At 62.7% G+C, this 25,866-nt stretch carries 22 protein-coding genes; 5 read left to right on the top strand and 17 right to left on the bottom strand.

Features of this window, described 5'->3' with window-relative positions; translation table 11 throughout:
* From EN914_RS01665 to EN914_RS01640, 6 genes are all read right to left on the bottom strand, one after another.
* A partial coding sequence (locus tag EN914_RS01665; protein WP_127388988.1) for a serine hydroxymethyltransferase occupies window positions 1-695 on the bottom strand: 695 nt, incomplete at its 3' end.
* 79 nt (window positions 696-774) lie between these two features.
* Window positions 775-1,734 (bottom strand): D-glycerate dehydrogenase, encoded by a 960-nt coding sequence (locus tag EN914_RS01660; RefSeq protein WP_024505108.1) that lies wholly within the window; start codon window positions 1,732-1,734, stop codon window positions 775-777.
* Between the two features lie 13 nt (window positions 1,735-1,747).
* Window positions 1,748-2,953: an aminotransferase class V-fold PLP-dependent enzyme gene (locus tag EN914_RS01655; RefSeq protein ID WP_024505109.1), complete on the bottom strand. Its 1,206-nt coding sequence runs from the start codon at window positions 2,951-2,953 to the stop codon at window positions 1,748-1,750.
* Between the two features lie 55 nt (window positions 2,954-3,008).
* The gene (gene purU / locus EN914_RS01650) at window positions 3,009-3,875 is read right to left on the bottom strand and encodes a formyltetrahydrofolate deformylase (RefSeq protein ID WP_024505110.1); all 867 of its coding nucleotides are present in this window, start codon (window positions 3,873-3,875) and stop codon (window positions 3,009-3,011) included.
* The gene (locus EN914_RS01645) at window positions 3,872-4,765 is read right to left on the bottom strand and encodes a methylenetetrahydrofolate reductase (protein WP_024505111.1); all 894 of its coding nucleotides are present in this window, start codon (window positions 4,763-4,765) and stop codon (window positions 3,872-3,874) included. The genes purU and EN914_RS01645 overlap by 4 nt, the downstream gene beginning before the upstream one ends.
* A 143-nt stretch (window positions 4,766-4,908) precedes the next feature.
* Window positions 4,909-6,162, bottom strand: a complete 1,254-nt coding sequence (locus EN914_RS01640) for an aminomethyltransferase family protein (RefSeq protein WP_024505112.1) — start codon at window positions 6,160-6,162, stop codon at window positions 4,909-4,911.
* 842 nt (window positions 6,163-7,004) lie between these two features.
* Between EN914_RS01640 and EN914_RS01635 the strand changes: the two genes are divergently transcribed.
* The 4 genes from EN914_RS01635 to EN914_RS01620 all read left to right on the top strand — a co-directional run bounded on the left by EN914_RS01635 (window position 7,005) and on the right by EN914_RS01620 (window position 14,122).
* A complete protein-coding gene (locus tag EN914_RS01635; RefSeq protein WP_024505113.1) occupies window positions 7,005-7,508 on the top strand; it encodes a response regulator transcription factor in 504 nt (167 codons plus the stop codon).
* Window positions 7,509-7,873: 365 nt separating this feature from the next.
* The gene (locus tag EN914_RS01630) at window positions 7,874-10,864 is read left to right on the top strand and encodes a DUF5801 repeats-in-toxin domain-containing protein (protein WP_127218844.1); all 2,991 of its coding nucleotides are present in this window, start codon (window positions 7,874-7,876) and stop codon (window positions 10,862-10,864) included.
* Window positions 10,865-10,985: 121 nt separating this feature from the next.
* Window positions 10,986-12,776: a type I secretion system permease/ATPase gene (locus EN914_RS01625; protein ID WP_024505115.1), complete on the top strand. Its 1,791-nt coding sequence runs from the start codon at window positions 10,986-10,988 to the stop codon at window positions 12,774-12,776.
* On the top strand, window positions 12,773-14,122 hold the full coding sequence (locus tag EN914_RS01620; protein ID WP_024505116.1) for an HlyD family type I secretion periplasmic adaptor subunit: 1,350 nt from the start codon (window positions 12,773-12,775) through the stop codon (window positions 14,120-14,122). The genes EN914_RS01625 and EN914_RS01620 overlap by 4 nt, the downstream gene beginning before the upstream one ends.
* 21 nt (window positions 14,123-14,143) lie before the next feature.
* On the opposite strand, the gene EN914_RS01615 is transcribed toward EN914_RS01620, so the two are convergent.
* The 8 genes from EN914_RS01615 to EN914_RS01580 all read right to left on the bottom strand — a co-directional run bounded on the left by EN914_RS01615 (window position 14,144) and on the right by EN914_RS01580 (window position 22,610).
* Window positions 14,144-15,133, bottom strand: a complete 990-nt coding sequence (locus tag EN914_RS01615; protein ID WP_338101335.1) for a sulfite exporter TauE/SafE family protein — start codon at window positions 15,131-15,133, stop codon at window positions 14,144-14,146.
* Window positions 15,105-15,851 carry an SDR family NAD(P)-dependent oxidoreductase gene (locus tag EN914_RS01610; RefSeq protein ID WP_013529873.1) on the bottom strand — a complete coding sequence of 249 codons (747 nt, stop codon included), beginning with the start codon at window positions 15,849-15,851 and terminating at the stop codon, window positions 15,105-15,107. Before EN914_RS01610 ends, EN914_RS01615 begins: the two co-directional genes overlap by 29 nt.
* A 33-nt stretch (window positions 15,852-15,884) precedes the next feature.
* Window positions 15,885-17,063 (bottom strand): pyridoxamine--pyruvate transaminase, encoded by a 1,179-nt coding sequence (ppaT, locus tag EN914_RS01605; RefSeq protein ID WP_024505118.1) that lies wholly within the window; start codon window positions 17,061-17,063, stop codon window positions 15,885-15,887.
* Between the two features lie 25 nt (window positions 17,064-17,088).
* The gene (locus EN914_RS01600; protein WP_024505119.1) at window positions 17,089-17,895 is read right to left on the bottom strand and encodes a 4-pyridoxolactonase; all 807 of its coding nucleotides are present in this window, start codon (window positions 17,893-17,895) and stop codon (window positions 17,089-17,091) included.
* Window positions 17,896-17,942: 47 nt separating this feature from the next.
* Window positions 17,943-18,878: an ABC transporter permease gene (locus tag EN914_RS01595; RefSeq protein ID WP_024505120.1), complete on the bottom strand. Its 936-nt coding sequence runs from the start codon at window positions 18,876-18,878 to the stop codon at window positions 17,943-17,945.
* Between the two features lie 3 nt (window positions 18,879-18,881).
* Entirely contained in the window at window positions 18,882-19,979 is a 1,098-nt protein-coding gene (locus tag EN914_RS01590; protein WP_013529869.1) for an ABC transporter permease, read from the bottom strand.
* Window positions 19,976-21,544, bottom strand: a complete 1,569-nt coding sequence (locus EN914_RS01585) for an ABC transporter ATP-binding protein (RefSeq protein WP_024505121.1) — start codon at window positions 21,542-21,544, stop codon at window positions 19,976-19,978. Before EN914_RS01585 ends, EN914_RS01590 begins: the two co-directional genes overlap by 4 nt.
* Before the next feature lie 76 nt (window positions 21,545-21,620).
* Window positions 21,621-22,610: a BMP family protein gene (locus EN914_RS01580; protein ID WP_244506860.1), complete on the bottom strand. Its 990-nt coding sequence runs from the start codon at window positions 22,608-22,610 to the stop codon at window positions 21,621-21,623.
* Between the two features lie 139 nt (window positions 22,611-22,749).
* On the opposite strand from EN914_RS01580, the gene EN914_RS01575 reads away from it, so the two are divergent.
* A complete protein-coding gene (locus EN914_RS01575) occupies window positions 22,750-23,175 on the top strand; it encodes a hypothetical protein (RefSeq protein WP_024505122.1) in 426 nt (141 codons plus the stop codon).
* Between the two features lie 38 nt (window positions 23,176-23,213).
* On the opposite strand, the gene EN914_RS01570 is transcribed toward EN914_RS01575, so the two are convergent.
* The 3 genes from EN914_RS01570 to EN914_RS01560 form a co-directional block, all read right to left on the bottom strand.
* Window positions 23,214-24,224: an ABC transporter substrate-binding protein gene (locus EN914_RS01570; RefSeq protein WP_024505123.1), complete on the bottom strand. Its 1,011-nt coding sequence runs from the start codon at window positions 24,222-24,224 to the stop codon at window positions 23,214-23,216.
* A gap of 38 nt (window positions 24,225-24,262) precedes the next feature.
* On the bottom strand, window positions 24,263-25,078 hold the full coding sequence (locus tag EN914_RS01565) for an ABC transporter permease (protein ID WP_013529864.1): 816 nt from the start codon (window positions 25,076-25,078) through the stop codon (window positions 24,263-24,265).
* Window positions 25,075-25,866, bottom strand: a 792-nt coding sequence (locus tag EN914_RS01560; RefSeq protein WP_206527172.1) for an ABC transporter ATP-binding protein, incomplete at its 5' end; no start/stop codon positions are given. The genes EN914_RS01560 and EN914_RS01565, both read right to left, overlap by 4 nt.

Here is a 25,866-nt window from a genome sequence, read left to right as displayed (position 1 = left end):
GTCTTGTGCGTCGTGGTGGTGACGATATCGGCGACCTCCACCGGGTTGGGATGCACGCCGCCGGCGACCAGGCCGGCGAAATGCGCCATGTCGACCATCATCAGCGCGCCGACGGCATCGGCGATCGCCCGGATGCGCTTGAAGTCGATGATGCGCGGATAGGCCGATCCACCCGCGATAATCAGCTTTGGCCGTGTTTCCCGCGCCTTGGCCTCCAGCTCCTCATAGTCGATAAGGCAGTCGCTCTGGCGCACGCCGTATTGCACGGCGTTGAACCATTTTCCCGACAGTGTCGGCCGGGCACCGTGCGTCAGATGCCCGCCGGCGGCGAGCGACAGACCCATGAAGGTGTCGCTCGGCTTCAGCATGGCGAGCATCACCGCGCCATTGGCCTGGGCGCCGGAATGCGGCTGCACATTGGCGTGCGCCGCGCCAAACAGCCGGCAGGCCCTGTCGATGGCAGCCGCTTCGGCCAGATCGACATATTGGCAGCCGCCGTAGTAGCGGTGCCCCGGATAGCCCTCGGCATATTTGTTGGTCATCACCGAGCCTTGTGCCTCCAGCACAGCCGGCGAAACGATATTTTCGGATGCGATCAGCTCGATTTCGGACCGCTGCCGGCCCATCTCGCGTGCAATCGCATCGGCGACCACCGCATCCTGGAGCTTGAGGTTCCTCTGGAAAAAACCGGTCATTCTGCTCGTCTCCTGGCGGCAAAAGGCGGACACGGTTTTCGGCGTCGCCATTGCCTGGTGTTGGAATTGAAACGGGGAGCTAGTTCACCGCGTCAGGCGGGGTGCGGCCTTCGAAGAAGGCCGACAGATTGTCGATCACCCGCATGCCCATTGCGATGCGCGTTTCGCTGGTGGCGCTACCCAGATGGGGCAGCAGCACGACATCTTCACGCTCCGTCAAGGCGCGCGGCACAGACGGCTCCGTCTCGAACACGTCGAGCCCGGCACCAGTAATCCGACGCTCACGCAGCGCCTGGACCAGTGCGTCCTCATCCACCACATCGCCGCGCGCGGTGTTGATCAGGAAGGCTGATTTCTTCATCCGGGCAAGACGACGTTCGTTGATGAGGCGGGTGTTTTCGCCACCGCCCGGACAATGCAGCGACACGAAATCCGAGGCCGCTAGCACCTCGTCCACAGTCGCCAGCTGCCGCGCCGGCATGCCGGGGTGGGGAACCGGCTGGCTGTCGAAGAAGACGACCTCCATGCCGAAGCCGAAGTGACAGCGCCTGGCCATGGCCTGGCCGATCCTTCCCATGCCGATGATGCCGACGGTCTTGCCGCTGACCTGGGTGCCGCAGAGATGCGTCGGCCGCCAGCCGGTCCATTTGCCGGAGCGCAGCTCGCGCTCGCCCTCTCCGGCACGGCGCGCGCACATCAAAAGCAGCGTCATGGCGAGATCGGCGGTGGCATCGGTCAACACGGCGGGCGTGTTGGTGACGATCAGCCCTGCTGCGCTGGCAGCGGCAATGTCGATGTGGTTGAAGCCGACACCGAAATTGCCAAGTATTCTTGCCCTGACCCCGCCTGCAAAGAGATCCGCGCCAAGCCGGTCGGTTACGGTCGGCAGCACGGCATCGGCAAGCAGCAGGGCCTGGCGAAGCTCTTGTTGCTCATAGGGCCGATCGGCTTCATTCAGCGTGACATCGAAATGGTCGCCAAGGCGCTGTTCGACCTCATGCGGCCAGCGCCGGGTAACGATTACCTTCGGTTTGCTCATGGCTACGATCCTCTCAAGCCGCGCGTTCGTGCCGCGGCTGCAGGGTCCGGCCGATCTCGGCGCGGTACCATTCCTGCGCAGCGGCAACACCGGAGCCGGCCTCGATTCGGGCTCCGGCGTCGCGTAACGACATTTCCGCCGAGGCCAGGGCGGCGAGGCACATGACCTCGTTGAGGTCGCCGAGATGGCCGATGCGGAACACGCGGCCAGCCACCTTGCTGAGGCCCGCGCCGAAGGATGTGCGATATCTGGAATATCCGTTGGCGATGACCTGTCTGGCATCGACGTCCTCGGAGACGACGATCGCCGAAACCGTATCCGACCACCATTTTTCCTCGTTGGCGCAGAGCTTTAGTCCCCACGCATGCACGCCGCGGCGCACACCTTCGGCGAGCCGGTGGTGCCGGGCAAAAATCTGCTCCAGTCCCTCGGCAAAGATAAGGTCGAGGCTGGCTCTCAGGCCAAGCAGCAACTGCGTTGGCGGCGTATAGGGGAAGAAGCCGGTCTTGGACGAAGCCTGCATATCCTCGAAGCTGAAATAGCAACGCTCCATGCGCGACTGCTTGTGCGCTTCCAGACCCTTGGCGCTCACCGCCAGGATGCCGAGACCGGCAGGCAGCATCAGCCCTTTCTGCGAACCGGTGATGGCGAGGTCGACGCCCCATTCGTCCATCCGGAAATCGATCGAGCCGATCGAGCTGACGCCGTCGACGAACAGCAGCGCATCGTGAGCCGTTTCGTCGAGCGCGGCACGCACGCCGGCGACGTCGGACGTCACGCCGGTCGCGGTCTCGTTGTGGGTGGCGAATACCGCCTTGATCTTGCTGCCCTTGTCGTCGCCCAGCCGTTGCCGATAGGCGTCGAGCGGAACCCCCTCACCCCATTCGACATCGATGCAATCGACCTCAAGTCCAAGGCGCTCGGCCATATCGACCCACAGGTGCGAGAACTGGCCGAAACGCGACATCAGCACCCGGTCGCCACGATTGAGCGTGTTGGAGATCGCCGCTTCCCAGGCACCGGTGCCTGAGCCCGGAAAGATGAAGACGCTGCCGGTCTCGGTCTTGAATATCCGCTTCAGGTCGCGAAACAAGGGCAGCACCAGTTCCGGAAAATCCGGTGCGCGCATATCCTGCATCGGCACGTTCATGGCCCGCCGCACAGCGTCGGGAATGTTGGTCGGACCCGGGATAAAGAGATGCGCCGTTCCATTTTTCATGATCTGGTTCTCCTGTTGATATGAGCATCGCCACACACGGGTCGGTGTTGCCGCCTTACGCGAACACAACCGTTTTTCGTCCGTTGATCATGACGCGGGCTTCGAGGTGCCGTTTGATGGCACGCGCCAGAACGCGGCTTTCGATGTCACGGCCGGTCGCGATAAAATCCTCGACGCTCATGGAATGCGTTACCCGCTCGGTTTCCTGCTCGATGATCGGCCCCTCGTCGAGTTGGGCGGTCACATAGTGAGCCGTGGCGCCGATCAGCTTCACTCCGTGCTCGAAAGCCTGGTGATACGGCCGCGCGCCCTTGAAGCTTGGCAGGAACGAATGGTGGATGTTGATGACCTTGCCGAACAGGCGCCCCGCGAGGTCGTCGGAATACACTTGCATGTAGCGAGCCAGGACGACGAGGTCGGCGCCGACGTCCTCGATCACCGCCAGTATCCGGCCTTCCTGTTCCTGCTTGTTCTCCTTCGAGATGGGCAAGACGTGGTAGGGAATGCCAGCCCATGCCGCAGTTTCGCGGCTGTCTTCGTGGTTGGAGATGATCGCTGCAACCTCGGCTTCGAGCCAGCCAACACGGATCTGGTAGATGAGGTGAAGCAATGCATGGTCAAACTTCGAGACCATGATGACGATTTTCGGCCGACGGCTCCGCTCAAGCAGGCGGCTGCTCAGGCCGAAGCGATTCACCACAGGCGCAAGTCCCTTGGTGATGGCATCGGCAGACACCCAGGCGGGCGCCGAAAAGGCAATGCGCATGAAGAAACGGTTCGAGGCCCTGTCCCAATGCTGGCTGCTTTCAGCAATGTTCGTGCCAAGGTTGGCGAGTTCGGTCGTCACTGCCGCCACGATCCCGGCCTGGTCTTCGCAGGACAGCGTCAGAATGAAAGACAGTCGAAGCGCTGCACAATTCATCGTTCGTTGACCCGCAGCCAGCACGCCTCGCGATAATCGGCGAACCAGGCAAGCGTCTTTTCCCATCCGCCGAATGGGAAGAAATGGAGGTGTAGTGGCGCGGTCGGCGCCGGGTAGCTTGCCGCCATGGTTTGTAAGATCTCGGCTGGGTTCCGGTCGGCCACGATGTTGAAGAGGCCGCTGGCGGAACGCCGCAGCGCCGCGATCGAAGGGCCGACACCGCACATCATGGCGAACCGGATGAGTTTGGTAAGGCTGGTCACACCGGCCAGACCAACATGAACCGGCAGCCCGGGATGCGCCGTATGCAGACTGCTCGCCCAGGCGGCGATCATGTCGCCATCGAAGGCGAATTGCGATACGACCCTGGCTTCCAGCGACCGCTCGGCACAGATCTCGAGCTTGCGCCGCAATGCGTCCGTCAGCACGGCTTCGACGATGCTTGGATGCCCTTCCGGATAGCCGGCGACGAAGGCGGTTCGTATCGCACTGTCTTTGACCACGGGATGGGCGAGCAACTGGGTTGCCTCTCCCAACGGCCCCGGAAAGAGAGCCGGATTGCCGCCAAGAAAGAGCGCTTCGCTTATCCCGTTTCGACTGTGGGCGGTGGCAAGATCGACATAGTCCTGCTCCGAATTGAAGTTCCGCGCGCCCAGATGTGGCACCGGCACAAAACCCAACTCCTTGATCCGGCGCGCTGCTTCGATTTGCAAAGCCTCGGGCTTGCCGGGAAGGTGAGTAAGAAAGACGCGCGAGCCAAGCGGGAAGCAGTCGGCTGGTGGCGCAAAGGTGCGTGCCTGCGCCGGTGCCAGTTCGATCGACACCTCCGCGTCGAACGCAAATGTAGCCGAACCTCGCGTCTGGATAAGCTCTTGGCGCATGTCGTTCATGATCTTTCCAGGTCTCTCCCGACCAGCTTCACGATTTCGCGGCACCGTAGGCCGCGGCAATGGGAGCCGGGCAGACCAGCTGCCCGGCTTGTCGTCACGGGAGGATGCAACGACAGGACTCTCAGTTCTGAAACAGCGTTTCGCTAGTTGGCGGCGCGTTTGAGCGACAGGAACGGCAGCCCCACGACATGCGCCCTGACATCGGCCGCCACGCCGTCCTTGTTCCACTTCAGCGTGAGCTCGGTGCCGGTCTCGGCGGCCTCACGCCGCAGATGGCCGAAGCCGATCATCCTGCCGGTCGAAGGTGACCAGGCGACGCTGCTGGCGTGCCCAACTTCCTTCCCGCCGCGAAAGGCTTTCAGCGGATACCACTGCACGCGCCGCAGATTTCCGGGCGCATTGCTCTCAAGCCCCTTGCCGTCGAGGGCTTGCGACCAGTCGATGTCGAGCCCGACGAGCTGGCGATGGTCACCCGTGTTCGACATGCGCTGCAGCGCGGCCTTGCCGATGAAATCGGCCTTGCGAAAGTCGACCAGCCGGCCCAGGCCGAGGTCGAAGGGCGACGCACGATACTTTCCAGCTGCCTGAATGCCGGCGCCGCCATGGTCTGGGCCGGCACTTGTATAGTCGTAGCCAACGATCAGCAGCCCGGCTTCGAGACGTGCTATGTCGAGCGCCCAGGCGCCGGCAGGAAGGATGCCAAAAGGCTTGCCTGCCGCCTCGACCGCGTCCCACACGGCGGCGCCGTCATCCGCCTTGACCCACAATTCATAGCCATGCTCGCCGGTAAAACCCTGGCGCAGGATCTCGACCCGTCTGCCGGCAATTGTGACGATGGCCAAGCGAGAGAACGGCAATTCCTGCACGGACTTGGTGACAGCCTCCAGCACTTCGCGGGAACGCGGTCCCTGCAAGGTGAGGATGCCGTAGCTATCGGATATGTCGGTGACACGGACGTCGAGGCCTTCGGCATGCTGCTTCCACCAGGAAAGGCCGGGATCGGCGGAAACGCGGAAGGTGGTTTCATCCATGCGGAAAACCAGACCGTCGCCGACGACATGGCCGTTCTCGTCGCACCACGGTGCATAGTAGATCTGGCCGACCTGCAGCTTCTTGATGTCGCGCGGGATGAGCGCATCCATCATCCTCTCGGCATCCGGACCGGCAATGACATATTTCGACAGTGGTGACATGTCGCCCATGGCCACCCTGTTGCGGATAGCCGCCAGTTCCTCGACCATATCGGAGTAGCAATCGACGACCATGTTCCTGTCCCAGCGCATCCAGAGTGCGTTCTGGTTCAGTGGCGCCGTCCGTTCGACGAAGGGCGTGCCGCGAAAGGCGACATGGGCATCTGCCACCACGCTCAGGCCGGACGTGAATTTGATGTCGTTCATTCCAGGTCTCCTCCCAGTCGCAAGGCACTTTGCTGCGACATTCGACGACAACGGGTGAGGAACAGCGCACCTCGCGCCATGGAAACGAAACCATCCAAGCGCAGACCGCAGGGACGGCTTCCTGCGAGCAGCAACCCGCTCAGTCAGATGTCTCTTGCCTCATCCGTATCTTGGGTGAGACTTTCACTTCGCAGCGTTTTTCGGAATGCCCCCGGTTGCCGACGGCATACCCGCAGTTCAACCTGAATATTTGAAGCCGCCGTCGGATTGCTTTCGCTGTCAGCCTTCACCGGCAAATGCTCGCTTGCGGTCGACCAGGTAACGCCGTCGCACCGCACAAGCTCGGCCCGTTCAGCCGTAGCATCGAAGCCTGAATTGGCAGCTCGACGCGTGGGGGAAAGGCGGTAGCGCGCTGGCGCTACCAAATTTCTCACCCAGGAGTGCGGTGAGACGTCCGGCGATTTCGACTTCGATTCCGCGGATCATCGTGCGATCGAATGCTGGCATTTCAACCAGGTCCAGCATCGCCTCCGCAGAATCGTCAGCCGGCCTGCTACGCTGCGAGGGAGCCCGCCGGTCCGTCGTAGATTATAGCAATATGTATATTAGCTATTACTTGACAATCGATGTGGGCTCTGGTTTCCTGATTTTACGGGTATTTAACCAAGTTCGTTGCGTTTTTTACGGACGGTGTTCGCATGTCAACAGTGGTTGTCGCGGACCCGCGGGGGGTATATCTCGCCGGTCTGGAATGGGTGTTGCTGAAGGCTGGACACGATGTTGTCGCCCAGTGTCGCCGCCCTGTGGACGTTCTCGCTCATGTGGAGCGCCATCAGCCTGATATGGTCATCGTAGGCGTGGATCTCGCGGATCAGCAGACATCAGGTCTTTCCTCACGGCTGAAGGCCGGCAACAGCACTCTCGGCATCATCTTCATCGTGCAGCCAACCGGCAGGCTCGATGTCAGGGAAATACAGACGCTCGACGTCGATGGCCTGTTTCTGGACGGCATCAGCCACCGCTTTCTCATCGAATGCGTGAATGCGGTGGCGGCGGGCAAGAAGTGGATCGACAACAAGATCGTCCAGCAGCTGCTGATGCCCGGCTCGCAGCCGCAGCCAATGTCCCGGCTGACCGGGCGGGAGACCGAAATCGCCGATCTCGTCTCGCGCGGGCTGCGCAACAAGACCATCGCGCAGCGGCTGCATTTATCCGAAGGCACGGTGAAGATGCACCTGCATCACGTCTACGAGAAGTTGCACCTAGGCGGCCGGGCGGAACTGGCCTGGATGACGCACGGCAAAGCCGCCGAGCGTCCTGGAATGGGCCGAACCGGCCTGCTCTGAACACTCTCCACTCGCACCGACATTGTACGCACGGCAACGGCCGCAGAGCCGTCTGACGGCATCTGGCGCGTGCCTGCGCGACCTCTCGGCGCGCCCTCCAGCCAATCTATCCAAAGATATATATCGTTCGATCAGGTGCGGACATTGGCCACAATACTATCGAAGCGGGAATGGACGCGTCCTCTTCATTGGCGGCAAATTGAGGTTTGGGGGACCGAAGTCAGTACGCGATGGCGCCCACGGACCAGGATCCGGGCGGAACCAAGGGGGAGTGGGGCTTTCCAAAAGCAAACAGTAGACTCCGCGTGAGCGTGAGTCCGAACCGTGTGCATATTTAGTCAACCATCCCGGAAAGGATGAACATTATGGCTACCATTAATATCATAGGCGATCTGGTGCTTGACCAGTCGGCCGGTGTACAGACCGGCGCAGACGGCGACGACGTCGCAATTTCCGTCGACGCTATCACCGGCGACATCTCCGGTGGTCTTGACACCGCTTTTCTCGCATATCTCAACGGTCTCACACTATCCGCCGCGCAGTTGGCTTTTGCCGACACCGCGGAGGCGGCGAGTCAGATCGGTCTCGTCACCGTGTCGCCGGCAGCCGGCGAAAACGTCGTCGAGCTGGAGTTCGCGCCCCTGAACCACGCATCATCGGGTCTATTCACCCTCGACAATGAGGAAATCTTCCTCACCACGGTGCAGGACGGCAGCGCGGTGGAAGCAAGGGACTTCAACGGCGATCTCGTCGCGGCTTTCTACATCATCCCCAACACCGAACACACCTCGGCCACGGTTCAGATGATCACTTTCGAGGGGATCGCTCACCCCGACCCCCTTAACCCTGACGACCAAGTGGACTTCAGCGATATCCTGAAAGTCCGCGCGTTGGTCGAGACGTCGACGCCCATTGGTGACCACATCAACGTGGACGACGACGGCCCGGACGTCAACACCAACGGGGCCGGCCCGGACCTCACCGTGGACGAGTCGTTCCTTGGCGGCGCCGGTGCTACCACAACCGGCAACTTCCTCGCCAACTTCCCGAACAGCTTCGGGACTGACGGCCCGGGCACGCTCACCTTCGCGCTCGGCATCCCCGCGGATGCCACAGACAGCGGGTTTACCGACACGGCATCGCAGGAACACATTTTCCTGTACCAAGAGCTTAACGGTAGTATTACCGGTCGCGTCGGAGACGGTGGTGCTGCTGACGCGAACGGTGCTATCGCGTTCACGGTCAGCGTCAACACCACGACTGCTGTCGTGACGCTCACCCAGAGCTTGGCGATGGTTCACAACGTTCCGGGTAACGGAACCGTCCCGCCCGGCAGCTACGACGAAGCTATCTCGCTGGCGGCGACCCTCATCACGCTCACCGCGCACAGCGAGGACGCTGACGGGGATGATGATTTCGCCACCCTGAACATCGGCGACAATCTCTTCTTCAAGGACGACGGCCCGAGCATCTCGGCAAACGGCACAGTGCCGACAGTCACGGTGGACGAAACTAACTTCGCTAACAACGCTGGTCCGACGAGCTTTGCCGGCATCTTCATGCCGCAAAGTGGTGGTGCTGACGGTGCGGCAAGCCCTGTCGAGATCACATACGCACTGGCCGCGTCCGGCGCATCCGGTTTGACTGACACGCTCACCGGTCTGTCAGTCGGCCTGTCGGTCGATGCTAACGGCGCCGTCCTCGGCACAATCACCGGCGGAATCGAAGTGTTCCGAATCAGTATCGCCGCCAACGGCGATGTGACATTAGACCAGTCCCGTGCGGTGCTTCACGCGAACGCTGCCGATCCGAACGACACCAGGACGTTGACCAGCGCCAGCCTTATCCAACTGACGGCGACCATCACCGACGGCGACGGCGACACGGCTCAGGCCACCGCCAATATCGGCACGAGCTTCGTCTTCACCGACGACGGCCCGACGATCACGAAGGCGTTCGACGGTGTTCCCGGCGGGGCCGTTGGCGACCACGAGACCCTGAGCAACGTGCTGACGAACCCGAACCAGTCGGCATCCGGCGACTTCGGTTTCAACATCGGGAACGACAAGTTCGCGACCTACAACGCTACGCACTCGGACTTCGCGAGCATCGCGCTGTCCGGCTACGTTACCGGCCTGGTGCCGGCTACCTCTACTCCGTTCGAGACACTCCCAGCAAACGGGGGTCCGCCGGTTGTGACACTCGTCAGTGAAAGCGCCACCGGGGCGTTGTTCAACTGGAGCGCCGTCTACGACGCCAACCCGGATGTGGCGAACGTACAGCCGGGGACGATCGCCGGCACTTTGTCCTTCAACAAGACGGACGGCACCTACACCATCACGTTGAGCGATACGGCGGATGGCTTCACGAAGGACCTACTCCACACCTCGGAGTTGCTTTCCAAGCAGCCCGTAGGCAACACGGGTCACCCGAACGTCGTGGTCGAGAAACTTTTCGATGCGTCGACGACCCCCGAACAGACCGACAAGGATTTCTTCGTGCAGTTCACCGGCAACTCAAACCCCAACGGGAGCCCCTTTGGGTTCAACTTGACGGGTGACGGTAGCCCGACCCCCGGCGACACTTTCTTCAATCCCCATGACCAAATCACCAGCAACTTCGAGGATTGGGTTTCCGCAACCCAGACCACGAACGGTGTTGCCGGCGACACGATCCAGAAGGGCGAAGCGCTTACCCTCCGATTCTTCGAAACCTCGCCGGGCATCTTGACCGACGACGGCCACATCGCCCCGACCCAGACGGCCAACGATATGGCCATCGAGTTCGACGGTATCGGCAACTCCGAGGACCTGATGCTGCTCCTTAACCTCGTCAACCTCGGTTCAGACGGAGCCTTTGGGGGTTCCGGCACTGCGACAGACACCTTCACCACGAAGGCGATGTACGTGGAGAACCAGGACATCTACAAGGCCAGCACTCCGGGTGGTGTGCCCTCTCCGTACACCAACGAGTTCTCGCTCGACAACAACGACGGTCTCGTGGTCGTCGAGCGGAACGACTATAACGCGGCCGGCGAGAACTGGGTGCTCCAGGGTGCCCAGATCATGCAGTCCGGTAACGGTCTGACGGGCCCCGACACTGTACCGGGTGGTGTGTTCGTAGAGACACCGACGGCGATCAACCTGCAAAAGGGAGTCGGTACAAACGGGGGCAGCACAACCTTCGCACTGCAGAACTGGGATCCGACGGACAACGATGTCCTCAAGATCACGGACATCGCTTTCACGGCGACCCAGACCGTGACGCCAGACGCGCACCTTGCGTTCGACGTGGTTATTCACGATGCCGACGGTGACGTGACCGGCCACAACAGCATTCTGGTGGATGTCGTCTAACAACTGACAGGGCGGCTCACGCCGCCCCCACTTGCTTGGCCGGTCCCATTGCTTAACCCGCGTGGGCCCGGTCTTTTTGTATCTAACGACAGAACCGGACACCAGCGCACTGGAATAGACGATGAAATCTACCAATCAACAGCCACCAGCCCTGCAGGTGGTGATGAGAGAAGCTAAGCGGGCCATCAAGCCGCTGGTTTGGTTCAGCGCCGGTATCAACATACTGATGCTGACAGGGGCACTCTACATGCTGCAGGTCTACCACCGCGTATTGGGCAGCCACAGCTTGGAGACGCTAGTAGCGCTTTCGCTGATGGCGGCGGCAGCTCTCGCGACAATGTCAGCCTTGGACATCGTGCGTGGTCGCTTGCTGGCCAAGGTCGGCGCATGGATGAACGTGCGACTGGCACCGGTTCTCCTGACCGCGACAGTGGAATACGCCGCCGCCACACCAGGCCAGGCCACCTCCCGCCCGCTGCGCGACCTCGACCAAGTCAGGAACTTCTTCACAAGCCCGAGCATCTTCCCGATTATCGACGCACCGTGGGCACCAATCTTCTTCGCCGCCATCTTCCTCATGCACCCGTGGCTCGGCTGGTTGGCACTCTGCGGCGGTATCGTGTTGTTCGCTCTAGCCCTGTTGAACGAGTATATCACACGGAAGCCGACAGCGGAGGCCGCGGGTGCCCAGGCGCGGGCCTACACGCAGGCCGAGGCGGCAATCCGTAACGCCGAGGTCGTCCAGGCCATGGGTATGTTGAAGCCCCTACTCGAGAGTTGGAAAGCTCAACAGGACGAGGTCAACGTCAGGCAAGTTCTCGTCGCTCACCGCGGCGGCACAATTTCGGCCATCGCGAAGAGTTTCCGACAGGGCCTCCAGATGGCGATCCTCGGACTCGGCGCTTATTTAGTCGTGAAGAATCAGGCTTCGGGCGGTATCATGATCGCCGCCTCAATTCTGATGGGCCGCGCGTTGGCCCCGGTCGAACAGGCGATCGCCACGTGGAAGGCGACGGTGGGGGCCCGCGCCGCTTACAAGCGACTTGTCAATGTCGCCGGTCAGCACCCCGAGATCACAACGGCCCTGCCGTTGCCGCGCCCAAAAGGTAAGTTTGAGGCCGAGAACATCGTCCTTGCCCGCCAGGGCGGTGAGCACATCTTGAAGGGAGTCAGCTTCCAACTCAACCCGGGCGAAGTGATGGCGCTGATCGGCCCGAGCGCAGCCGGTAAGACGAGCTTGGCGCGAATACTGGCGGGCACTTGGCGCCCATCAGGCGGTCGCGCGTTGCTAGACGGCATGAGCGTCGCCGAGTGGGCATCGGAGGATCGCGGAAAATACGTCGGCTACCTGCCGCAGGACATCGAACTCTTTGCCGGCACCATCTCCGAGAACATCGCCCGCTTCACGCCACTTAACCCAGCGGTCTTCAACAATGTGGTCAGGGCCGCGCAGTTGGCGGGAGTTCACGAACTGATCAAAGGACTGCCGAAGGGTTACGCCACCGAGATTGGCGAATCCGGCGCGGTGCTGTCGGGCGGACAACGCCAGCGCATCGGGCTGGCGCGGGCACTCTACGGCGACCCGGCGCTCCTTATCCTCGACGAACCCAACTCCAACCTCGACAAAGAGGGCGACGACGCACTGGCCGCCGCCATCGGTATCGCCAAGGCGGCGAAAACGACCATCATCTTGATCGCACACCGCGCAAACATCATGGACAAGGTCGACAAGGTGTTGGTGCTTAATCACGGCGCACAAGACCTATTCGGACCGCGCGATGCCGTGTTCAACGAACTCGCCAACCGGGCCCGCAAGGTGACCCAGATGCCGAAGGTAGCCCAGCTGCCAACCCTCGAAGTGGTCAAGGAAGTCAAAGAAATCGAAGAAATCAAAGAAGTCAAAGAAGCATGACCCATTCCCGGGAATTGAACGTCGTGCCGTTCCCCGTCCAGCCACCCTCCCTGCTGGAACCGGTGCCCCTGCGCCTGACAGGCGTGACCTGCACCGGGTTCGCGATCATGTTCCTGTTCTTCGGCGTCGCGGGAGGTTGGGCGGCCCTGGCACCGTTGGACAGCGCCGCTGTGGCGCCGGGCGTTATCAAGGTCGCCGGCGACCGCAAGCTGATCCAGCACCTCGAGGGCGGCATCATCGCGGAGTTGAACGCCGCCAACGGGGATGTCGTCAAGGCCGGCAAGATCCTCGTCCGGCTCGACGACACGCAGGCAAAGGCGCAGCTCGACCTGATTCAGAACCGGATAGCAACGCGCGAGGCGCTGGCAGCGCGTCTCAGGGCCGAGCGTGACGGCAGGGCCGAGATCGAGTTCGATCCGGCGTTGCTCGCCAACCCCGCCACCGCCGCAAGGGACGCGGTGGCCGCACAACGTGACGTATTCGCTGCGAAGCACCACAATCTGGCGGACGAGCGGGAAATCCTCAGCCAGCGCCGCCACCAGACCGAGGAGGAGATAAAGGGACTGGAAGAGCTTATCGTCACCAAGGACAAACAGATCGAGGCAATCGAGGGTGAGACCAAAGACCTCGAGAGTCTCCTCAAGAAGGGGTTGACCACCCGCGAGCGGAACCTGTTGCTCAGACGCCAGCAGCAGGAGATCGAGGGCGAGCGCGCTACCAATATCGCCGCAATCGCCCGCGCCAGAAGCGCCATGGCCGAGATCGACATGCAGATCCTGAACCTCGATACGGTGCGGCTCAACGAGTCCGTCGATGAGTTGAGCAAGGTCGAGGCGGAACTGTTCGACCTGAGACAGGAGGAGCGTGCCGCCAGGGACGTGCTTACCCGTACCGATGTCGTCGCACCGGTTGACGGCATCGTCATGGATCTGAAGGTCCACACCGCGGGCGGTGTCGTGAAACCCGGCGATACATTGATGACGATCGTACCGCTCGGACAACAACTCGTGGTCGAAGCCATGGTCAAACCGGAGGATGTCGAGACGATCGCACCCGGACAGCCCGCGCGCGTCAGCTTCCCGGCCTTCGCCCGCTACAACCTGCCGCCGCTCGAGGGTGTCGTGGAGATCGTGTCGGCTGACCGCATGGTTGAGGAGCGCAGCGGCGCACCGTATTTCGCCGCGACGGTTGTGATCGACAAAAGCGAACTCGGCAAGCTGGAGGGCCGCAAGCTGCTGCCCGGCATGTCGAGCGAGACGATGATCCGGACGGGGGCTCGCACCGTTCTCTCTTATCTCGCCGAGCCGATCACGCAGAACTTCCGCCGGGCCATGCGGGAAAAATAGCCGTACGCCGCCCAGCGAAATTCAAGACAGCAGCATTCGCCCGGCCGTGATCGCCAGGAAGAATGCAAAGGCAAGTTTCAGGTAGCGCGGGTTGAGCGCGTGGGCGAGCCTTGCGCCCAAGGGTGCGAAGAGGAAGCTCACGGGCGCTATGATGGCAACCGCCGGCAGGCTGACGTAACCCAGGCTGAGCGGAGGCCTGCCTGCGATTGCGAGACCCGACCAGATGAAGCCAGCCACTGCCGGAAGCGCAATAAGCAGGCCAAGCGCCGACGATGTGCCGACGGCCCGGTGCACAGGAAAGGAAAAACTGGAAAGCGTCGGCACCGAGAGCGTCCCGCCACCGATTCCCATGAGCGAAGAGACAAAGCCGATGACAGAGGCGATCGCGCGGTTGATCCAGCCGCTTTGCGGCAGGTGATCGGAGATCACGAGGTGCTTCGGCAACGCCATGTTGAGGGCCACCAGCAGGCCGACGACGCCGAAAACCAGCTGCAAGCCGGCGCCCGGGATGAACTTCGACGTGATGCCACCGATCAGGGCACTCACGAAAACGGCCGGTCCCCACAGAGTGAGCAGAGGCCGATCGACATTGCCGCGCTTGTTGTGCGACCGCATTGACGAGATCGAGGTGGGGATGATGACCGCAAGCGACGTCGCGACAGCCAGATGGCTGATCACAGCAGGCGAAAAGTGGAACAGGCTAAGCACCCAGAACAGCACCGGGACGATGACGATGCCGCCGCCGACCCCCAGCAGACCGGCGAGCACGCCGGAGGCCATTCCGGTCATGGCCAGACCGGCGACCAGCATTGCAATCGTCAGCCCGTCGAAAACCGACGTGTCGAATCCGAAGTCCACTGTGATTTTTCCTTGATTGGCCCACTGCGGCCTTGCGGATACATTTTTGGCCGCGCCTGTCCGCCCGTCGCGACCTGGGTGCAGATCGCCCGAAAGCGTATAGGGGTTTGGGGTGCGGAATGCTTTAGTGGCGCACCATCCCGGCGTCGACATTGAGCGTCTGGCCGGTGATCCAGCGCGCATCGTCGGAGGCCAGGAACGAGACCACATCGGCGATATGTTCCGGCTGCCCCTTGCCTTTCATCGCCTGAAGCATCTCGACGAAGCCGAACGCCTCATTGTGCGGGCTCGCCTTGACGCCGTCGCTCTCGATCAGGCCGGGCGTCACCGCATTGGCGGTGATGTTGTATTTGCCGAGTTCGGTGGCGAGCGCCCTGGTGAAGCCGATGACGCCACCCTTGGCCGCGACATAGGCCGCCATGTTCGGCGTGCCGGCAAAGAAGGTGTTGGATGCGATGCTGATCACCCGCCCAGCTTTGCCTGCCGCACGCATCTGGTCCGTGCCGGCGCGGCTGACGATGAAGGTGCCTGTCAAATTGACGTCGATGATCTTGCGCCAATGGTCGAGGTCGACATCGTCCCAGGCGACGAACGGCACGATGCTGGCATTGTTGACCAGGATGTCGATGCCCCCGGTCAGGGTCTGGATTTCGGCGAAGAGTGCCTTGACGGAGGCCGGATCGGAAATGTCGGCGGCAATCGCCCTCGCCCTTCCGCCTATTGCCGCGGCCGCCGCCTTGGCGCCTTCGGCATTGATGTCGCTGACGATGACGGTTGCCCCGTCGGCGGCGAGCCGCGCGGCGATCGCCTTGCCGATACCCTGCGCAGCGCCCGTAACCAGGGCCGTCTTCCCCGCAAGCCGTTCAGTCATGAAAATGCTCCCTCAATCCGTGGTGATGTCTGTTCAGGCGTCGGCGTCGATCACGGCCAGCGCCGCGTCGATACCCCTGCCGATCGCCAGTTTCTGGCCGGCCGCGTTCATGGCGCCGCCAAGTGCCGTCAGCGCCGCGATCGCATAGATCGGCTGGGCGGTCGGACCCATATGGCCGATGCGCGTCAGCTTGCCCAAGGTCTCGCCGCGGCCAGACGAAAACACCACCCCGTAACGGGCACGGGCAGCCTGGCGAAGCGCCTTCTCGTCGACGCCTTCGGGGGTGCGGACAGCGGTCGTGGTCGGCGACGCGATGCTGTCGCTGGCGGCCCAGATCGACAGGCCCATCGCGGTGACGCCGGCGCGCATGGCCTTGGCGGTGAGCGCGTGGCGCGCCCACACCGCCTCCGGTCCCTCATCGAGGTAGAGGTCGAGCGCGACATCGAGCCCGTTGATTTCCGAGACCGACGGCGTGAACGGAAACGGCTTATCCGGCGACCACGCATGCTCCCAGTCGACGATGCTCAGCATCGACGCGCGGGGGGCTGCCTCGTTGCCCTTCATCTTGGCCCAGGCCCGCTCGCTGACGCCCATCATCGTCAATCCGGGAGGCGCGCCCAGGCATTTGTTCGGGCCGGTGACATAGATATCGGCCTTGCAATCCTGCGGATGCGTCTTCATGCCGCCAAAGGACGAGACGGCATCGACGATGAGATAGCCGCCATGCGCTGAAACCAGCGCACCGATGGCGTCGATCGGATTGATGGTGCCGGACGGCGTGTCATGGTGGCAGACCGACACGATGGTGATTTCCGGATGCTTCTTCAGCATTGCCTCGACCGCCTGCGGATCGATCGCCTCGTTGTAGGGCACCTCGATCTCGAGCAGATGTGGCGAATAGCGCTTCGCCCAATAGCCGAACCCCTTGCCGTAAACGCCGGAGGCAAGGTTGAGCACGACATCGTCCGGCGTGATCAGCGAGGCCGCGGCGGCCTCCAGGCCAAGCACCGGCTCGCCATGCAGGATGACCGGCTTGTTCGACAGCCGCATCGCCTTTTGCGCCTTGTCGACCACACCCTCATAGAAAAGCTGGAACGCCGGGTCGTAGTCGTAGAGCACCGTGCGGCCGAGACCGCGCAGCACTTCGGCATAGGCGTTCACCGGTCCCGCGGTCAGGGTGATGACCGGATCGGCGTGTTCGAGATAGCGCATCGTCTTGTCTCCGGATTGGCGGCGGTCAGCCGTAGAATTGCGTGCCGGTCTTGTAGGTCTTGAAGTTGTCCATGTCGTGCGAGTACATCAGCTCGGCGCCATGGTCTTCGGCGAGTTTCTTCACCTTGCGCATCGAATTGACGCCCGCCACCGGATCGATGTGGAAGGCCGCCTGGCACAGCGTCTCGAGGCTCTTCTGCGTATAGGCCGCATCGATCGTGAACATGATCGGCTTGCGCTTGGGGAACTCGACCAGCAGGCTGTAATGGCCGATCGAATGGCCGGGCGTCGAGATCAGCCGGACGCCCCTGGCAAGCTCGACGTCGCCATCGATGCCTTCAAAGGTCGAATTCGCCCGTGTCGTTCCCGCAAGCAATTGCCCGGTCGCGCCACGCGCTTCGGCAGCCTCCGCCGAAAAACTCAGATCGGAATAGCCGAGATGCTCGAAAGGTTCGGGATTGCAGGCCTGCGGCATCTCGGTCCGGTGGCAGATCTTCTTGGCGTGCGGAAAATACTTGTTGCCGCCGCAATGATCGAAGTGGAAATGCGAATTGACGACGACGTCGATGTCCTTCGGTTCGAGGCCGAGCAGCGCCAGGGCGCCTGGGATGGTCTGGTGCTTTTCCTGGATCGGCTTTTCGAACGGCAGCACCTTCATCACGTGATCATAGTCATAGCCGGTGTCGATGAGGAACCGGCCCTCGGCATGTTCGATCAGGATCGAATAGACCGGGAAGCGCACTTCGCCGCCAGGGCCGCGGTTCCAGAACACATGATAGCCGTCGAGAACGAGCGAGCCGCCGTCGAGCAGGTAGACCTTGGTATCCGACATTCTTGCCTCCTTTATTGGCGCGGGTCCCGTCCGCGCATGAATTGTCCTCAGCGCGCGCCGCGCTCATATGGAATGCCGAGCGCCGCCGGCAGGCTGGCGCGCCGGCCGAACAGCACCAGCATGATCATCACCGCCAGGAACGGCAGCATCTGGATGATGTCGGTCGGTATGTTGATGCCGGCCACTTGCATGGCCGTCGTCAGCGAAAGGCAGACACCGAACAGCAACGCGCCGAACAGCACCCAGATCGGGCGACCGCGCGCCAGCATGGCCAGCACGATGCCGAGAAAGCCCGCGCCATTGGTGATGAACGGAATGAACAGCCCGGCCCCGACATTGGCGAGATACGCGCCGCCGAGCCCGGCCAGCGCTCCGGTCGTCAGCACGGCGATGGTGCGGGTCCGCACGACATCGATGCCGGCGACATCGAGCGCGGCCGGCTTGTCGCCTGCCGCCTGCAAATTGAGGCCCAGCTGCGTGCGCCGGTAGATGTAGCCCATGCCGAAAACCAGCGCGACCGCCAGATAGACGATCAGATGATGCTTGAAGAATGCAGGCCCGATGACCGGAAGGTCCGAAAGCAGCGGAATGACAGTCGCATCCGCCGCCGGCAGGCGCGGATAGCTGCGCGAGAACTGGAAATGGTGGAGCAGCGCCGTCAGGCCTTCCAGCCCCAAGGTCAGCGCGATGCCGATGACGATCTGGTTGAGCCCGATGCGCACGCAAAGCAGCGCCATGACAAGCGCCACCGCAGCACCCCCGGCGGCGCCGGTGAGAAAGCCCAGCCACAGCGACCCGGAATAGAAAGCGCCGACAAAGCCGAGATAGGCGCCGGCCAGCATCATGCCTTCGATGCCGATATTGAGCACGCCAGCCTTCTCGGAGATCTGCTCGCCGAGCCCGGCAAGCAGCAGCGGGATCGCTGCGGTGACGGCGCCGAACAGCAGCGCGCTGAGAAAGACCTCGCTGAAGAGCCCGGTCATGCCCTAGGCCCTCCGCGACTGGTTGTATCGGTGATCGAAATATTCGGCGAGCGCGAGCACGATCAGCACGATGGAAACCAGCACCAGCGTGAAATGATTGGGCACCCCGAGCCGGCGCGCCGCGCTCTCGCCGCCGATCGAAAGCACCGAAAGCAGGAACACGAAGCCGATGGCCGCAAAGCCGTTCATACGGGCGAGAAACACGGCGGGTATCACGGCAAGCCCGTAGGCGGGATTCCAGTCGGCGCGGACATTGCCCTGGACGCCGATGATGTCGACGGCGCCGGCAAGCCCGGCCAGCCCGGCCGAAATGGCGAAGACGGCGACGGTCAGGCCGGGAACGCCGAGCCCCGAGTGAACCGCCGCTCGTGGATTGGCGCCGACGATCCTCAGCTTCAGCCCGAACGCCGTGCGCGTCATCACCAGATGCACGATGACGATCGCCGCCAGCCCAAGCAGCAGGCCACTGGTGATGGTCGTTTCGAACAGGCGCGGCAGCCGGTCCTCCACCGGCAGCGTGCGCGTCTGCGGCACGGTCGTGCTTGGGTCGCGAAACGCCAGCTTGACCAGCACATTGGCGAGCGAGGTGCCGAGGAACGTCATCATCAGGGTGGTGATGATCTCGTTGACGCCCTGATAGGCACGCAGCAGCGCCGGCACCAGCGACCAGATCATCGCCACCACCATGGCGATGAGGAACGAGCAGACCAGCGCCAGCCAGGCTGGCATGATCTGCACGAACACGGGAGCGCTGGCAGCCGCCGTCACCGCGCCAAGCAGGAACTGGCCGTCGCCGCCCAGATTCCACATGCCGGCGCGAAAGGCGACGATCAGGCCGGCGGCGAGAAACAGCAGCGGCGCCATGCGCGTCAGTGTCTGCTGGATGCCGAGCGGCGAGAACAGTCCCTTCTCCAGCACGAAGCCATAATAGGCCAGCGGGTCGACGCCGACGGCAAGCAGGATACAGCCGGCTATGACCAGCGCGATAAGGATCGGGCCGAGCGTCATCAGCAGCCGATGCAGGATGTCGCGGCGCGTCGCTGCCCCGCTCGTGGCATCGAGTGCGGTGGCGCTGACCGTGGGTGCGGTGTCGATGCTCATGCGGCAAGTCCGATCATCAGGCGACCGACCTTTGTGCGGGCGTCGTCTACGTTCTCGACGGTGCCGACCAAAGCGCCGTCGGCGATGACGGCGATGCGGTCGCACATGCCAAGCAATTCCTCGAGGTCGGTGGAGATCAGCAGCACGGCAAGGCCACGCGCCGCCGTATCGCGAATGCGCTGGCGCGACGCCAATGTGTTGGCGAGATCGAGCCCATAGGTCGGCTTGTTGAAGATCACCACCTTGGCGCCTTCAGCCAGTTCCCGTGCCAGAAGCACCTTCTGGATGTTGCCGCCGGACAGCCGCGCGACGGGCGTCTTCAGGCTCGGCGTGCGCACGTCGTATTCGCGCACGAGTTGGGCGGCGCGCTTGTCGATCTCCGCGCGCTGCTCGACGCCGTTGCGCCAGAACGGGGCCGCGCCGACCTGCTTGAGGAAGAAATTGATCGAGACCGGGAAGGTGCCGACAGTGCCCTCGCCCAGTCGGTCGTCGGTCAGGTAGCGAAGGCCGCGCCGGCGGCGCTCGCCGACGCTCAGCGTCTCGATGGCGGCGCCGTCCAGCCGCACCGAGCCGCTTGTGGCTGTACGCTGGCCGGCCAGCGCTTCCGCCAGCTGCTTCTGGCCGTTGCCGTCGATGCCGGCTATGCCGAGGATCTCGCCCGGGCGGATGTCGAAGGAGATCAACGACAGGCCCGGCGCATTGTCCGTCGCCGCTACCGCCAGGTCCGTCACCTGAAGAAGCGGGTCAGCGCCGGCGCGGGCAGTGCGGACAGGACGCTCGACGGCTTCCGGGTCATCCTTCTGCTTGCCGAACATCAATTCCACGATCTCCGAGACGATCTCCTGTTCGCCCAGCGTGCGAAACCGCTCGGGTGGAATCTCGCCGACCTTGCGGCCAAGCTTCAGCACCGAGATGCGGTCGCCGAAGGCAGCCGCCTCCTTGAGCTTATGGGTGATGAAGACGATCGCAAGGCCCTGCTCGACAAGGCGGCGCATCAACGCGCCCAGTTCGTCGATACCTTTCGGCGTCAGCATGGAGGTGGACTCGTCAAGGATGAGCAGCCGGCTGTTGCGCAGCATCGCGCGCAGGATCTCGACCTGCTGCTGCTCGCCGAGCGACAACTCCGATACCTTGGCTTGAAGCTTGACGGTGATGCCGAGCGTGCCGGTGATCTCGGCGACGCGCGCCGCCAGTTCCTCGGTCCTGGGGCGCTGCCACCACGGCCCGCCAAGCAGGAGGTTCTCCGCCACCGTCAGCGTCGGCACCAGCATCATGTGCTGGAATACGGTGCCTATGCCGAGTGCCAGCGCATGGCGTGGCGAGGTGATCGGCGTCGGTTTGCCGTCGACCAGTATGCGTCCTTCGTCAGGCTGCTGCAGGCCGGACAACATGCCGATCAATGTCGATTTTCCAGCGCCGTTCTCGCCCAGCAGCACATGCACTTCGCCCGGGCGGATCGACAGGTCGACGCTGTCATTGGCAACGATGCCGGGGAACCGTTTGGTCACGCCTTCAAGCGCGACGATGTCGCGCCCGGCAACGGACGATGAAGAAAAACCGCTCATGAAGCCCAGCACCAAAAAACAGGAATCGTCCGGAAGGGTGAACGGATCACCCCTCCGGCAGCCGACCATGATCGCCTTACTGGGCGACGCTGGTCATCAGTGCTCTTACGGCGGCCGCGTCATAGACCGGCTCGACCTTGATCTTGCCGGAAATGACGTCCTCGCGCAGCGCCTGGATTTCCGTCCAGACATTGTCCGGGATCGCAGCGGTCTTCAGCAACTTGACCGAGTCGTCCTTGAGGCCGATCGTATAGTGTTTGGTGCCGAACGTGTCGGCCTTCAGGTCGGCAATCATCGCCGCATAGACCGGCTCGATGTTCCACACCACCGACGACAGCAGGAAGCCCTTGTCGATCGGTGACTTGTCGCCGATGACGTCGATGAAATAGACCTTGCCGCCATCGGCTGCCTTGGTCGTCTCGACCGCCTGCAGCATGCCGAAGCTCGAACCGTTGCCTTGGCCGAAGATGATGTCGGCGCCCGACGCGATCACGCTTTCGGTGACGCGCTTGCCGCCGGCCGCATCGCTGTAGGCGGCCGGGCCGATCACCGCGTAGGTGATCTTGACGTCCGGGTTCTCCGCCTTCACGCCTTGCGCGAACGCCGCCGACTGCGAATTCCACGATGGCGGTTCGCCCGAGACGACGATGCCGACCGACTTGGAACGCGACACCTTGGCGGCGAGACGGCCGGCGAGATAGGCGCCCTCGTGGCCGCTCAGCGTATAGTCGGCGACAAGGCCCTTCTCCAGGCCGGCTGGCGTGTCGACGATTGCCACCGGAACTTTCAATTCCTTGGCGATTTCAGGCGCCGAGGTGTTGTAGCCGCTGGCATGCGCGATCAGCAGGCTGGCGCCGTCGGAGGCAAGTTCCCGCAAGGTCGGACGAACATCGCCATAGCCGAGGCCCTGGGCCACGACCACTTCGACGCCGGCGGCCTTGCCAGCCGCCTTGGCGGCATCGATGCCTTGCTGGTTCCAGCCGTAGTCCGTGCCTTCTTCGGGCGTGAGGATGGCGATCGACTTGACCTCGCCGGCAAGCGCGCCGCTCAACAAGACACTGGTCAATATAACTGCACTTACACTGCTCTTAAGAAGCTTTAACATGTTACCCTCTCTGTTGTTTCACCAATCAATATTCTTATTGTTATTGCGCGAAAGCGAGATAGACTGCCTAGGAAAAATTACATTGTGGAGCTCAGGCAAAGTGAAGATCCGTTATGCCCTTCCGGTGATGCTGGCGTTATCGTCCTTCGCCAACGCGGTTGAGTTGCACCATGTCGCCGTCCGCACCGGCACTGACGGGCTCGACATGGTTCCGTTGACGATTTCGAATGCGGGCAGCGAAGGCCTCTCCTGCAACGCCGAGTTCGCCCACTGGTATTCGGCCGGGATCGCAACGATCGAGCCGGGCAAGAAGACCCGCGTCGAGCTCTGGTTCGATGCGAAGACCGGCACGTTCACGATCCTCAACGACAAGCGCGAGAACCTGCCCGTCGAGCGGCTGTGGTGCGGTCTGGCGAGCCGAGCATATGCCACCCGCGTGCAGATCACGCTCGACCGCACCGACGCGGCGAAAGGCGAGCGTGATGTGTCCTGCGCCATGGCGCAGGACAGCCTGGTCTGCCGGTAGGCGCTCATTCCTGCGTCCGTTCGAACATCGCGAGCCTCTTATTCTTTCGCCAGGAACGCGTCGGTGAAGACGTCGTCCGCCGACAGAGCCGCCTTGAGCACGCCCTGGTCCGTCAGCGTCTTCAGAGTCTCCTCCCACTGCGTCTTCGTCATCCAGCCGAGACCGTGTTCCTTGGTGTCGGGGCTGGTGAACGTCGAGGCGATGTCGGCGTTGATCTGCGCCAGCAGTACGTCCTTCTTGTCCGCATAGCCGGGCGCTGCCTTGGCGGTGATCTCGGCGGCCTCTTCCGGATGAGCCACGACATAGTCGAAGGCCTCCCTATATGCCTTGACGAAGCGGCGCACGACGTCCGGCTTGTCCTTGATCATCGCCTGCGAGGTGAACAGGCCGGAGCCATAGGCTTTCCACCCATAGTCCGCCCCCATCATGATGCTGAGCGAGCCCGGGCCCCCGGCCTTCGCTTCCAGTTCGGGAACCTCCGCATCGATATAGCCGACGACCGTCTGAACCCGGCCAAGCAGCAAATAGCTTTCATAGGGAGGCGAGACGCTGTTCAGCGTCATGTCCTTTTCGGTCAGGCCATTGGCGGCCAGGAAGCCTTTGAAGAAGATGTAGGTGGAACCGGCCGGATGAATGCCGATGGTCAGTCCCTTGAGGTCGGACGGCTTGGTGAGCTTCAGCGTCTTGGCCAGCGAAATGATCCCCAGCGGCGAGTGCTGATTGACGGCTGCCAGCGCCACGACCGGGACATTCTGCGACCGTGCGACGGCAAGCGTGGGAAGATCGCCGAACCCGAAATCCGCGTTCTCATTGCCCACCAGCCGCATCGCGTCCGGCGAGCCGGATCCCTTGCGGATCTCGGCCACATCGATGTCGTTCTTGGCGAAGAAGCCCTTTTCCTTGCCGACGAAGAACATGGCGTGATTGCCGCGCACGACCCAGTCGAGCTGGACGTTGACCTTGTCCGCCGCCAGAGCCGCGTTGGAAAAACCGAGTGCTGCAACAAACGCCGCGAAGGTAGCGGCCTTGATAAGTGAGCGTCTCAGCATTTTTTGTTCCCTTTTATGAATTGGTTGATCGAGCGGGCCTAGGATTGGCTGAATTTCGGCGCCCACGGCACCACGATGCGTTCTAGGATTTCGGCGGCGTAGTAGAAGGCGATGCCAAGCACGGAAACGAGCAGCAGCGCTGCGAAGACCAGCGCCGTGTCGAGCTGGGTCGACGCGAACTGGATGACGTAGCCGAGACCGTCCGACGCCCCGGCGAACTCACCGACGATGGCGCCGATCACGCTCAACGTGGCGGCGATCTTGGTTCCGGCCATCAGGTTCGGCAGCGAGTGCGGAACGCGGATCCTGAACAGGATCTGCGTCGGGCTGGCCCCGACGGAATTCATCAGCGACAGCAGCGAGCGGTCGACCGATTGCATGCCCGCCAGCATCGACAGCGTCACCGGGAAGAAGGCGATGACCAGGATCAGGCCGATCTTGGGCGCCAGCCCATAGCCGAACCAGAGGATGAAGATCGGCGCGAGGGCGACTTTCGGCACGTTCTGGAACAGCACCACCAGTGGATACAGCGCGCGTCCCAACCAATCGAAGCGCACGATGACCAGCGCAATGGCAATGCCGACCACGACCGAGACCAGGAAGCCGAACAGGATCTCGCCCGCCGTCACCAGCGTCGCCTGCATCAGCGTGCCCCATTGCGCCACCAGCGACTTCGCGATTTCGGACGGGGCGGGAATGATGAAGGCGGATATGGCAAAGATCCGCACCGCGGCTTCCCACAGCACGATCGTCACCAGCAGGAGGATGACAGCCGGCAGCCAGCTGCCGGTCGCCGCACTCCAGCTGGAGGCGAGGCGCGGCTCGGAAAGGTCGATTATGGGTTGGTCGCTCAAGACGCGCCTCCCGGTTGATGGCTGGAGCGCAGCATCGTTCGCAACTGGACCACCAGCCTGACGAACTCCGGATCTTCGGTGACCGACAGGTCGCGCGGGTAAGGCAGCGCAATGTCGAGGCTCTCGGTGATCCGTCCCGGCTTGATCCCCAGCACGTGAACATGGCGCGACAGATGGATGGCCTCGTCGATGGAATGGGTGACGAGCACGATCGTCTTGCCGGTCCGCTGCCAGATCTCCAGCAGCGACTGGCCCATCGAATCGCGGGTGATGGCATCGAGCGCGCCGAACGGTTCGTCCATCAGCAGGACCGCCGGATCGAGCGCCAGGGCCCGTGCAATGGCGACCCGCTGCCGCATGCCGCCCGACAGCTCGTTTGGCCGCTTGTGGGCGCTGTCGCCCAGCCCCACCAGTTCCAGCATCTCCTGCCCGCGCGCCCGCAGATCCGAGCGCGAGAGCGACTTGTCGGCGATGCCGAGCAGCATCGAGGCATTGTCGACGGCGTTTTTCCAGGGGAGCAGGTTGGCGTCCTGGAAGACGAGGCCGATCATCCGCTTGCGCGCCGCCTCGACCGGCGCGAGCCCGGCGATCGAAACGCTGCCCTGGGTAGGCTGCACCAGCCCGGCCAGCACCTTGAGCAAGGTGCTCTTGCCACATCCGGAAGGACCGATAAGGGAAACGAATGATCCCTTTGGCACCGAAAGATCGATGTTCCTGAGGATCAGCTGACGGGCCATGACCACCGAAACGCCCTTGGCGGAGATTAGATCGTCATGGCGGATATGGGC

The organism is Mesorhizobium sp. M7A.F.Ca.CA.001.08.2.1, from assembly GCF_003998455.1.
In the GTDB taxonomy this organism is placed as follows: Bacteria; Pseudomonadota; Alphaproteobacteria; order Rhizobiales; family Rhizobiaceae; genus Mesorhizobium; species Mesorhizobium ciceri.
Note: the sequence above shows the minus strand (reverse complement) of the source record. Positions and strands in the feature narration are given on the sequence as shown.